This is a genomic window from Flavobacterium sp. J49 (assembly GCF_011742145.1).
Classification (GTDB): Bacteria; Bacteroidota; Bacteroidia; order Flavobacteriales; family Flavobacteriaceae; genus Flavobacterium.
Genome location: NZ_JAAQQU010000097.1, coordinates 18830 through 30114 on the forward strand (window position 1 = coordinate 18830; position 11285 = coordinate 30114).

Genomic DNA, 11285 nt, shown 5'->3' on the forward strand with positions numbered 1-11285 from the left:
TTATTAATTTAAGCCAAAATTCCAGCGCCATGTACATCTTACCTAAAATTGAGCGTTTCAACCAAAATGTATTGTCAAAGTACCACATTTACAACAGTGTGTTTATCACGTTGCCATTTGATGCCATTGACAATACCGGTGTTTTGTTGCCTTTGTTTTCCGAAGTTTGCGACAATGGTTTTAAACACAATTGGTCACCCAAACAGATTGTTGATTTCTTTGCCGATAAGTATTTAGATAAGGCTTCCGAAGCCCAAAAAATCGACTTGATGTTTCGCTTTATTCAGTATGTCGAACGCCAAATTGTATTGTTTGATGCTATAGAAGATGCGGCTTTTCCCATTGTCAATAATTTGGAAGGTCGTGGTTCATTACGCGATATTAAAGAAAAAACCGAAGCCAAAGACAAGCGCAAAGAACTAATCGATTTCTTGGAGACTTTCAATGTTCGTACGGTTTTAACCGCGCATCCAACGCAGTTTTATCCGGGATCGGTTCTCGGCATTATCACCGATTTGACCGAAGCCGTTCGCGTAAATGATTTGATAAAAATCAAGCAATTATTGGCACAACTCGGGAAAACACCTTTTATCAAAAAGGAAAAACCAACGCCTTTTGACGAAGCCGTTAGCTTAATTTGGTATCTCGAAAATGTGTTTTACCAAACGATAGGCGAGATGATGCAATATTTGCAAAAGAACATTTTTGAAGGCAATATCATTGAGAATCCAATCATCAATTTAGGTTTTTGGCCTGGTGGCGATAGAGATGGAAATCCATTTGTAACACCCGAAATCACTGAGAATGTGGCCAAGCGCTTGAGAACTTCTATTCTGAAATGTTACTATTTCGACATTCGGATTTTAAGGCGAAAATTGACATTCAATGAAGTCGATAAAATCATAGCAAGTCTCGAATTCAGGCTTTATCGGTCAGTATTTTATTCACAAGGCGAAGTCTTTATTACTTTGGAGGAATTAAAGAATGAGCTTAATATCATCAAGCAAATTATCATTGAAAATCACCAATCGCTGTATTTGGATGAAATCAATTTGTTGTTGCAAAAAATCAATCAATTCGGGTTTCATTTTGCTTCGTTAGATATTCGCCAAAACAGTAAAATTCACAATCAGGTTTTTGATGATATTGTGGCTTTACTGAAGAAAGAAAAAGAACTGTATTTTCCGGATGATTTTGAGACCATGTCTGAGGCAGAAAAAATTGAGATAGTTTCCCAATTGAAATTTGACTTGAATCATCATTACTTTGAAAGCGAGTTGACACGTTCTACATTAGACACCATAAAACTAATGCGGGAAATCCAAAACGATAATGGCGAAAAAGGATGCAACCGTTACATCATCAGCAATAATGAAAGTGCCTTAAACGTGATGGAAACCTTTGCGATGTTCCGATTGTTAGATTGGGAAAATCCGACAGTAGATATTATTCCGTTGTTTGAATCGGTTGATGATTTGCAACAAGCCCATGCAATTATGGAGCAATTGTACCGAAATCCAATCTACAGAAATCATTTGAAAGAGCGAAAAGACAAGCAAACGGTGATGTTAGGCTTCTCTGACGGAACGAAAGACGGTGGCTATTTGATGGCCAATTGGAGTATTTTCAAAGCCAAAGAAATGATTACCAAAATCTCCCGCGAATACGGAATCAAGGTTATTTTCTTCGATGGTCGAGGCGGTCCGCCGGCGCGTGGTGGTGGCAAAACCAATAAGTTTTATGCTTCTTTGGGTTCAACCATCGAAAACCAAGCGATACAAGTTACGGTGCAAGGCCAAACAATTAGTTCTAATTTCGGAACATTGGATTCTTGTCGCTACAATTTAGAAAACCTCTTGAGTGCCGGAGTCGCGAATCAGATTTTTAACAAAGACGAAAACAATTTGACTGAATCTGAAAAAGCGATTATAGATTCTTTGGCGGAATTGGGTTACCAAAAATACATCGACTTTAAAAACCATCCGAAGTTTATTCCTTATTTGGAACAAATGAGTACGCTGAAATATTATTCCAAAGCTAACATTGGCAGCCGACCTTCCAAACGAAATACCGATGATAAATTGAACTTCGCCGATTTGCGAGCGATACCTTTTGTGAGTTCGTGGAGCCAATTGAAACAAAACGTTCCCGGTTTTTTTGGGGTTGGTACTGCACTGAAACATTTTGAAGACACTAACCGTTGGCAAGAAGTACAAAATTTATACAACAACTCTTTGTTCTTCAGAACTTTATTGGAAAACACGATGATGTCTTTGGCTAAAAGTAATTTTGCCTTGACGGCTTATATGAAGAATGATGCTGAATTTGGGGCTTTTTGGCAAATCATTTTCGACGAATTTCAAGAAACCAAACGCTTACTGTTAAAAATCGCCGGTCATACCGAACTAATGCAAAACTATCCCGATGGCAAAGCTTCAATCGCTATGCGTGAACAGATTGTGTTGCCGTTATTGACGATACAACAATATGCTTCGTCACAAATTAATGCGTTGAAAAAGCAAGCAACATTTGATGAAAAGCTGGTGACCACTTATGAAAAATTGGTTACCCGTTCTTTGTTTGGGAATACTAATGCTAGTCGGAATTCTGCCTAAATCATTTAATAATATAAACAGAAATCATCATGAAAAAATCACAACTAAACACCGACGAATACGCCGCTTATTACGGAACGTATATCGATAATGTAACCGAAGAATACAACTTGGCAGAAGAACTGGAAATTTCGGTTCATCGCTTGGTGAAATTTGTTCAAAACATTCCAATGGATAAATTTGATTACCGCTATGCTGAAGGCAAATGGACGATTAAAGATATTTTATTGCATCTTATTGATGCCGAACGAATTTTTGCCTACCGAGCTTTGCGTTTCGCCCGAAATGACCAAACGCCTTTGGCTAGTTTTGACGAAAACACTTATGTTGATGAAGCCCATGCCAACAGCAGAAGTATTCAGGATTTATTGAGCGAAATGTTGGTCGTAAGACAATCAACTTTAGCTTTGTTTAAATCATTCTCAGAAGAACAAATGTTGCGAAAAGGGATTGCTTCCAACAATCCAATGTCGGTACGAGCTTTAGGGTTTACGATTATTGGGCATCAAAATCACCACCAACGGGTGTTTCAGGAAAGATATTTATAAGTGCAAAGTTTAAAATTAGCTTCAATAAAAAATCCCAAACTCATATTTGAATTTGGGATTTTTTTGTACTATGAAAATAAAACTTAGTACTTTATTTTATTCTTCATCGTCGTCGTCGTCAAAATTGTCTGAATCAGCAAAATCATCGTCATCAACATCGTCATCGTCGTCATCGTCAGAACCGCCTTTGTCTTTTAATGGGTCAATTTCAACATCGTCATCTTCTTCAGAAGGCATATCGTCATCATCATCCAATCCTTTAATAGGTTCGATGGGTTCAATTACAGAATCGATATCGTCTTCTTCATCGTATTTTTCCATACGGCTGGCTAGTTTGGTACTTACTTTAACCAAGTAAATAGTGTCTTCGGTTCGCACTTCAACCGCTTCAATCAACTCGTTTTGAGCATTTCTGAAACGAATAATGTCGGTGTCGTCATATCCTTCCGGAAATTTTTCTACTAATAAATTTAGTATGTCTCCGGTTAGTTTAGCATAGTCTACAATAATTCTTCTCATAAAAAAAACTTTTATAAATCCAGTAAGTAAGCAAAAATTAAGGGTGCTACAATGGTAGCATCCGATTCAATAATAAATTTGGGGGTATGAATGTCAAGTTTTCCCCAAGTGATTTTCTCATTTGGGACAGCACCTGAATAGGAGCCGTAACTTGTAGTAGAATCTGAAATTTGGCAAAAATAACTCCAAAATGGAACGTCATGCATTTCCATGTCTTGGTATAACATTGGTACCACACAAATTGGAAAATCTCCGGCAATTCCACCGCCAATCTGGAAGAAACCAACACCTCTTCCTGAGGAATTTTTCGGATACCAATCGGCCAACCACATCATGTATTCGATGCCGCTTTTCATGGTAGTAGGTTTGAATGTGCCTTTGATACAATAAGAAGCAAAAATGTTCCCCATTGTACTGTCTTCCCAACCCGGAACTACTATGGGTAAGTTTTTCTCGGCAGCTGCCACCATCCAAGAATCTTTCGGGTCAATTTCGTAGTATTGTTTTAAAACACCTGAATTAATCATTTGGTACATAAACTCATGAGGAAAATAACGTTCTCCTTTTGAATCGGCATTGTGCCAAATGTCATACAAATGGGATTGTAATCTTCTAAAAGCTTCTTCTTCCGGGATACAAGTATCCGTTACTCTGTTGTAGTGGTTTTCTAATAAATCCCATTCTTCTTGCGGGGATAAATCACGGTAATTTGGTACTCTTTTATAAGAATTGTGGGCTACCAAATTCATGATGTCTTCTTCCAAATTGGCACCAGTACAAGAAATAATATGCACTTTGTCTTGACGGATCATTTCGGCTAACGATTTTCCTAACTCGGCTGTACTCATGGCACCGGCCAAAGTAATCATCATTTTTCCGTTGTCAAGTAAGTGTTCTTCATACCCTTTGGCAGCGTCAACTAAGGCCGCAGCGTTAAAGTGAAGGTAGTTTTTTTCTATAAACTGACTGATTGGTCCTTTACTCATTGTTGTTTGTTTGTTGTTTGTAGTTTACTCGTCAAAGAAAAACTTTTTTTCTCTGACAGCAAACACTTTTTTTAAAAATTATTATAAATATAAAACTGCTTTTTTCGAACTATTTTGTGTCGTAGCCTAATATTTTAAGGACATCATCAGAACTTTGTTGCTCCGAGAAAACCTCTGTGGCCAAAATACCATTCTCGTCTCGGTCAATCAAAATGTGTTTGGGCTGCGGAATCAAACAGTGGTGCAATCCACCAAAACCACCAATGGTTTCCTGATACGCACCGGTGTTGAAGAATCCGATGTACAGTGGCTTTTCCTTGTTGTATTTTGGCAAATAAACAGCGTTCATGTGTTGCTCAGAGTTGTAATAATCATCGCTGTCACATGTCATTCCGCCTAAAAGTACGCGTTCGTAGGTGTCATTCCAACGGTTTACGGCCAGCATTACGAAGCGTTTGTTAATTGCCCAAGTATCGGGTAATGTGGTGATGAATGACGAGTCAATCATGTTCCAGTTTTCACGGTCATTTTGTTTCTTTTGGTACAAAACCTGATAAATCGCGCCACCTGATTCACCTACGGTAAACGAACCGAACTCAGTAAAAATGTGTGGCACATCAATTTCGGCTTCGTCACAAGAGATTTTAATTTGGTTTAAAATCTCATCAATCATGTATTGGTAATCGTATTCAAATGCCAATGAGTTTTTGATTGGGAAACCGCCACCGATATTCAAACTGTCTAAAGTCGGACATTCTTTTTTCAAGTTGATGTACACTTTCATACATTTCAACAATTCGTTCCAATAATAGGCTGTGTCGCGAATTCCGGTATTGATGAAAAAGTGAAGCATTTTCAGCTCTACTTGTTTGTTTTCCTGGATTTGTTTTCTGTAGAAAGGCACAATATCTTTGTAACCAATGCCCAAACGGGAAGTATAAAACTCAAATTTAGGTTCTTCTTCAGCGGCAATTCGGATACCAATTTTGAACTTGCCTTTGATTTTTTCCTGTAATAAATCCAACTCTTCATAGTTGTCAATTACCGGTATGGTCTTGTTGTGGCCATTGTTCATCAAACGGGCAATGTTATCTACATATTCATCGCGTTTGAAACCGTTACAAACCACATAAGTGTTTTTGTTGATTTTGCCTTCCTCCATCAATTTTTCTACAATGTTGATATCATAAGCAGAAGAAGTTTCGATGTGAATGTTGTTTTTAAAAGCTTCGTTCATGATAAACTTGAAGTGAGAGCTTTTGGTACAATAGCAATAGTAATATTTGGCTTCGTACTTGTTTTTTTCCATCGACTTTCTAAACCAACCTTTGGCTTTGTTGATATTGTTGGAAATAGCAGGCAAGTAGGTGAACTTCAACGGCGTGCCGTATTGCTCCACCAATTTCATCAAATCGATATTGTGAAACTGAAGGGTGTCTTTGTTGAGCGTGAATTCTTCTTGCGGAAAGTAGAAAGTTTGGTTAATTAAGTCGAAATATTTAGTGTTCATTTAGGATACAGAATTATTAGATTAATTTATTTTTTAAAACAAAGTAATCTGCCATTCAAACCCTAATGTTAGCATAAATAATCGGTAATTTTTCTTGGAATAAAAAGGTAATAGGCGAACACAATGCAGTAGGATCACTTTTTTGTCTTAAAAAAGGAGAAGTAAAAGCTAAGAAATGATTTGTAATTTCTTGACTGTAAATACTGTAATTAGTAGTGTTGGCACTTTTTTTCATTAGGGCAAATGTAAAAAATAATATTTTCGAAATGCAACTATTAGTGTGAAAAAAATGTTAGTTTTTATAATCTTCAAAAGATTTAGTAATTAGTTCATTATCAACTTCTTGATTGATTTTAATTTTACCAATACCCTCAAGCAATGCAAATTGGATTTTGCCGTACTCATTTTTTTTGTCGTGAATCAATAAATCAAGGATGGGTTGGAGGTCATTTTCCTCAAAAACAACGGTGTCAAAAACAGACTTGATGGTCTTTTTGATTTCTCGGTATTCTGCTTCTGAAAGCAGTCCTTTTTGCCAAGAAATATAACTTTCTAATACCATTCCAACGGCAATGGCCTCACCGTGTAATAACGTTTTCTTGTTTTCGTTTTCAAGAAAATAGCTTTCGATGGCGTGGCCTAAAGTGTGTCCGAAATTCAATGCTTTTCGAATGCCGTTTTCGGTAGGATCTTGCATTACGATTTCGTTTTTAATTTCGATTGAACGGTGAATTAAACCGTCAAAATCGGCAAAATCTGTTTGGCTCAAATCTTTGAATTGTGCCCAATAAGCCGCGTCAAAAATCAATCCGTGTTTGAGCATTTCGGCCAAACCGGAACGCATTTCTTTTTGAGGTAAAGTAACCAAGAATTCTGTGTCGATTAAAACTGTTTTCGGCACATTTATGACTCCGATTTGGTTTTTTAAATTGCCTAAATCCACCCCATTTTTTCCTCCGATAGAGGCGTCAACCATGGCCAATAATGTGGTGGGAATATTGACAAAATCAATTCCTCTTTTGAAAGTGGAAGCAACAAATCCTCCAATATCAGTTATTACACCGCCTCCAATATTGATAAGCAATGTTTTTCTGTCGGCACCCAATTCGGTCAAGATATTCCAAATTTCAACACAAGTAGTGATGTTTTTTTCGGCTTCACCTGATTCTATTTCGATGATTTCAATAGTTTTATCCGTAGCCAAAAAAGACAAAAAGCGCAATAAGCACAATTCGTTGGTGTGACTGTCCACTAAAATGAACAAGTTGGAATAGTTGTTTTTTGCAATGAAACTATTCAGGGTTTCGTATTCTTTTTCTCCGAATAAAACCGGGTAACCGTTGGCTTGTATGGTCTGCATTTTTTTGTCAAAATTGTGCCCCAAAAATAAGGTAAAAATTGATATATAATCGCCTTAGACTATTTATATTTGTGGCATTAATACAATACCATGGAAAAAATTTTCAACAATACTAAAGTGGCGTTCGCCCTCAAAACAGATACCGAATTAGACAGAGCTTATTTTTTATTCAAAATGATTGACAGTGAACCGTTGGTTCGCATAGGAACTGCGGTAACCAATTTTGCTTTAAAAGCCCATTTGCCCGTAGAAGGATTAATCAGAGCTACGGTTTTTGATCATTTTTGTGGCGGAACAACGGAAGATGACTGTTTGACCGTGGTAGATAAAATGTTTACTAAAGGAGTTTCCTCGGTGTTGGATTATTCGGTTGAAGGAAAAGAAGAAGAAGCGCAATTTGATGCCGCTTTAGAAATGACTTTAAAAACCATTGAATTTGCTAAAGAAAGAGCCGCTATTCCGTTTGCCGTTTTTAAGCCAACAGGATTCGGGCGTTTTTATTTGTATGAAAAAATAGGAGAAAAGCAACCTTTGACTGTTGAAGAACAAAAGGAGTGGGATAGAGTAGTAGAACGTTTTGACTTGGTTTGTAAAGCCGCTCATGAAAAAGATGTTGCCTTGTTGATTGACGGAGAAGAGAGTTGGATGCAAGATGCTGCGGATGATGTTGTTACTAACATGATGCGCAAATACAATAAAGACAAAGCTATTGTTTTCAATACTTTGCAATTGTACCGACATGACCGATTGGACTATTTAAAACAATTACACGAGCAAGCCAAAGCAGAAGGATTTTACATCGGAATGAAATTAGTTCGCGGTGCTTATATGGAAAAAGAAAACAAACGAGCAGAAGAAAAAGGTTATCCAACACCTATTTGCGCCAGCAAAGAAGCTACCGATATTAATTATGATACTACTGTGGTTTATATGATGGAGCATTTAGACAGAATGGCCATCTTTGCCGGAACGCACAATGAGTTAAGCTCTTACAAGTTGATTGAATTGATGGAAGCTAAAGGCGTTTTGAAAAATGACAACCGCATTTGGTTCGGACAGTTATACGGCATGAGTGACAATATCAGTTATAATTTGGCCGAGCATGGTTATAATGTGGCTAAATATTTGCCATTTGGACCCGTTCGAGATGTGATGCCTTATTTAATCAGAAGAGCGGAAGAGAATACTTCCGTTGCCGGTCAGACCAGTAGAGAACTGAATTTATTAAAGACGGAAAGAGACCGAAGAAAGATTGAAAAATAGAAAAAAAAACACCTCATTAGCGTGAGGTTTTTTTATTAAAAGATTAAAAATCAATATATTTGATTGTTGTTTGACGACAGTTACCCTAATTTAAATCTACTTTAAAACGTTACAGATGAAGATAATTACTTTTTCTAAATATATTTTATTCACCACAATTGCATTATTTTCAGTCCAAGGATTTTCTCAAAATCTGTTGACTAATGGAAATTTTCAAGGTGGTTTGAATGTTGGTTACCAAGGAGGTGGAGCACCTTATAATTATATTGGACCACCGTATGCAGGTACAACCAATGCCGGTGATTGGACCATCAATAACAATCCGCAACCGGTGAACACAGTTTCTTTCCTTTCAACCGGTGACCATACTACAGGAACCGGGAGAATGATGATTATTGACGGCACCAACATAGGAGGACAGCAGCGATTTTGGAGAGCAGGAACCGGTGGAGGTGGAGTTTGCGGTTTGACTGTTGGGACCAACTATACTTTTTCTTATTGGATTCGTTCTATTTTTACAAATGCCAATGGAGGAACATTGGCCAATATTGGAGTGCAATTCAACAATGCCAATAGCGTAGCTTTAGTTTTAGGTTCTACAACCGCTCCGCCAACTAACAACGGTTGGGTACAAGTCGTTTATACTTTTACGGCTACCAATGCTTGTGTTAATATCGAATTGTATAACAACAATACAGATTTTGTAGGTAATGATTTTGCTATAGATGATATGTGGTTGACGGCTTCTTCCACTTGTCCTTTACCAACAGTTACAGTCACACAACCGACTTGTGCTGTAAATTCCGGGACAATTGTTTTTGCCAGCCCTTTAAATACAGGACCTTTACCAATACCATCGAATTTATTTATTTCTGAAGTTACTGATGAAAGTTCAGGTGCTTTATCATATATTGAAATTTTTAACGGAACCGGATCGCCTAAGAATTTAGCCAATTATAAATTGAAGGTTTACAATAATGGGAATACATTTATTTCTCCAAATTGTGATATACAGCTCTCCGGAACATTAAATAACAATGCTGTCTATGTAGTTGCCTTAGGAAGTGTTACTAATCAGGGTGGCGTTGTGCCAAATTTGGTTGTGAGTCCATGTGCAGGTTTTAATATAGATGATACGGTTCGCTTGGCCACCAGTGCAGATGTTGAATTTGATTTATGGGGGTCAAATGGTGTGGTTTTTACCCCTCTTGGTCAAACAGGTTATACCTACAGAAGATTAGCCACTGCTCCACATCCAAGCATGACTTGGAATCCCAACGATTGGACAGCAATAGACCCACAAGATTATACCAACATAGGTTCTTACACTTATGCGGCGACTAATTATGAATACAGTATAAACGGAGTAAATTATCAATCAAGTCCAACATTTTCGGGTCTTGTACCGGGAACATATTATGCAACAGTCCGAGATTTAGTTTCAGGTTGTGTTTCTATTCCTATCGAAGTTATCATTGATCCTCTTGCTGTTGCACCATCTTCTCCTTCAAATATTTTTTGTGATGCAGCAAATACATACGATTCGCAGGTTGGATTTGACTTCAACAGTATTGGTCAACATAGTTTTGATTTTACTTACACCATTGATGGTGGTACTCCGGTCAGTGGTACTGTTCCTTTTTCACCTTCCAGTTACTTTGTGACCGGCGTTGCCCAAGGGCAAGCGGTAACATTAACCATAGCTTGGAATGGTGTCTGTACGGCGCCAATGACATTAACCTGTTATCCGGATTGTATTACACCTGTAACACCAACATTTACACAGGTGGCACCGATTTGTGCCGGTAATACATTATCTCCATTGCCTACTACTTCTTTGAATGGAGTAGTTGGAACATGGGCTCCGGCTTTGAATAATACTGCTACTACAACTTATACTTTTACTCCGGTTGACCCGGGTGAGTGTGGTACAAGTACTACAATGACTATTGTTGTCAATGCACCGGTTTTAAATATTACCAATCCTCCGGTGGCTTGTTCTCCTGCAACAGTGAATTTGACATTACCGGCAGTAACCGCCGGTAGTACGGGAGGCGGCACTTTGACCTATTGGACTGATGCAGCGGCTACTATCGCATTGACAACACCAACGGCCGTTGCTACCAGCGGAACTTACTACATCAAAAGTACTGCGGGTTCTTGTTTTGACATTGAGCCGGTAACGGTAACCATAAATCCCGCACCGGTTTTAAGCATTACCAATCCTGCAGCAGTATGTTCTCCTGCAACAGTGAATTTAACCTTACCGGCAGTAACAGCAGGCAGTACAGGAGGCGGCACTTTGACTTATTGGACTGATGCAGCAGCTACTATTGCATTGACTACTCCAACAGCAGTGACTACTAGCGGAACTTATTACATCAAAAGTACAGTTGGTTCTTGTTTTGACATTGAGCCGGTAACGGTAACCATAAATCCCGCACCGGTTTTAAGCATTACCAATCCGACAGCAGTATGTTCTCC

General features: G+C 38.1%; 9 protein-coding genes. 4 read left to right on the forward strand and 5 right to left on the reverse strand.

Going from position 1 to position 11285, the window contains the following annotated elements:
* The first annotated feature begins 29 nt into the window (after window positions 1–29).
* On the forward strand, window positions 30–2615 hold the full coding sequence (locus HA632_RS03055; protein ID WP_176305747.1) for a phosphoenolpyruvate carboxylase: 2586 nt from the start codon (window positions 30–32) through the stop codon (window positions 2613–2615).
* A 29-nt stretch (window positions 2616–2644) separates the two neighbouring features.
* Entirely contained in the window at window positions 2645–3163 is a 519-nt protein-coding gene (locus HA632_RS03060; protein ID WP_176305748.1) for a DinB family protein, read from the forward strand.
* 96 nt (window positions 3164–3259) lie between these two features.
* Here HA632_RS03060 and HA632_RS03065 read toward each other — a convergent pair whose 3' ends face one another.
* The 5 genes from HA632_RS03065 to aroB all read right to left on the reverse strand — a co-directional run bounded on the left by HA632_RS03065 (window position 3260) and on the right by aroB (window position 7538).
* Window positions 3260–3682: a DNA primase gene (locus HA632_RS03065; RefSeq protein ID WP_176305749.1), complete on the reverse strand. Its 423-nt coding sequence runs from the start codon at window positions 3680–3682 to the stop codon at window positions 3260–3262.
* A gap of 11 nt (window positions 3683–3693) precedes the next feature.
* Complete coding sequence (locus HA632_RS03070) at window positions 3694–4668, reverse strand: deoxyhypusine synthase family protein (protein WP_176305750.1); 975 nt, start codon at window positions 4666–4668, stop codon at window positions 3694–3696.
* A gap of 109 nt (window positions 4669–4777) precedes the next feature.
* The gene (locus HA632_RS03075) at window positions 4778–6178 is read right to left on the reverse strand and encodes an arginine decarboxylase (RefSeq protein WP_176305751.1); all 1401 of its coding nucleotides are present in this window, start codon (window positions 6176–6178) and stop codon (window positions 4778–4780) included.
* Between the two features lie 55 nt (window positions 6179–6233).
* Entirely contained in the window at window positions 6234–6413 is a 180-nt protein-coding gene (locus HA632_RS03080) for a hypothetical protein (RefSeq protein WP_176305752.1), read from the reverse strand.
* A 57-nt stretch (window positions 6414–6470) separates the two neighbouring features.
* The gene (gene aroB, locus HA632_RS03085) at window positions 6471–7538 is read right to left on the reverse strand and encodes a 3-dehydroquinate synthase (protein ID WP_176305753.1); all 1068 of its coding nucleotides are present in this window, start codon (window positions 7536–7538) and stop codon (window positions 6471–6473) included.
* A gap of 90 nt (window positions 7539–7628) precedes the next feature.
* Between aroB and HA632_RS03090 the strand changes: the two genes are divergently transcribed.
* The gene (locus HA632_RS03090) at window positions 7629–8801 is read left to right on the forward strand and encodes a proline dehydrogenase family protein (RefSeq protein WP_176305754.1); all 1173 of its coding nucleotides are present in this window, start codon (window positions 7629–7631) and stop codon (window positions 8799–8801) included.
* A gap of 115 nt (window positions 8802–8916) precedes the next feature.
* Window positions 8917–11285, forward strand: a 2369-nt coding sequence (locus HA632_RS03095) for a lamin tail domain-containing protein (RefSeq protein WP_176305755.1), incomplete at its 3' end; no start/stop codon positions are given.

Bases quoted from the DNA above. Each gene is read 5' to 3' on its own strand.
- HA632_RS03055 (WP_176305747.1), top strand. From the start codon at position 30: ATGTACATCTTACCTAAAATTGAGCGTTTCAACCAAAATGTATTGTCA.
- HA632_RS03060 (WP_176305748.1), top strand. From the start codon at position 2,645: ATGAAAAAATCACAACTAAACACCGACGAATACGCCGCTTATTACGGA.
- HA632_RS03065 (WP_176305749.1), bottom strand. From the start codon at position 3,682: ATGAGAAGAATTATTGTAGACTATGCTAAACTAACCGGAGACATACTA.
- HA632_RS03070 (WP_176305750.1), bottom strand. From the start codon at position 4,668: ATGAGTAAAGGACCAATCAGTCAGTTTATAGAAAAAAACTACCTTCAC.
- HA632_RS03075 (WP_176305751.1), bottom strand. From the start codon at position 6,178: ATGAACACTAAATATTTCGACTTAATTAACCAAACTTTCTACTTTCCG.
- HA632_RS03080 (WP_176305752.1), bottom strand. From the start codon at position 6,413: ATGAAAAAAAGTGCCAACACTACTAATTACAGTATTTACAGTCAAGAA.
- aroB (WP_176305753.1), bottom strand. From the start codon at position 7,538: ATGCAGACCATACAAGCCAACGGTTACCCGGTTTTATTCGGAGAAAAA.
- HA632_RS03090 (WP_176305754.1), top strand. From the start codon at position 7,629: ATGGAAAAAATTTTCAACAATACTAAAGTGGCGTTCGCCCTCAAAACA.